Source organism: Vibrio sp. 10N.222.46.A1, from assembly GCF_041473595.1.
Classification (GTDB): Bacteria; Pseudomonadota; Gammaproteobacteria; order Enterobacterales; family Vibrionaceae; genus Vibrio; species Vibrio tasmaniensis_A.
In genome coordinates, this window is record NZ_JBFRSN010001528.1 from 1 (window position 1) to 453 (window position 453).

Sequence of the window (453 nt, forward strand, 5' to 3'; positions counted from 1 at the left end):
TCTGTAAATTGGTAGCTGTTGCCGCCCATTTGGTCGTTATCAGAACGCATGTCTTTCAGCTGAAGCATTACTGCCTCACCATTGTCTGCACCAATTTGGAATGACTTAGTACCGTGAGTACCGTTAAGCAGCTTGTTACCACCAAAAGAGGTTGTTTCAGCAATACGATTTAGTTCATCGTTCAGTGCTGTAACTTCTTCTTGGATTGCAACACGGTCAGCTTTTGTATTCGAACCGTTTGTTGATTGCAGAGACAAGTCACGCATACGTTGCAGAATGTTTGATGTTTCATTCATCGCACCTTCTGCCGTTTGAGCGATAGAGATACCATCGTTCGCGTTACGTACAGCAACATCAAGACCACGACTCTGAACGTTCAAACGGTTCGAGATTTGTAGGCCTGCAGCGTCATCTTTTGCGCTGTTGATTTTAGAACCTGAAGATAGGCGTTCC

1 pseudogene is annotated in these 453 nt (G+C 44.8%); it reads right to left on the reverse strand.

Annotated elements, in window-relative coordinates:
- Nucleotides 1-453, reverse strand: a pseudogene (locus AB4496_RS29805) (flagellin); the annotation flags it as partial.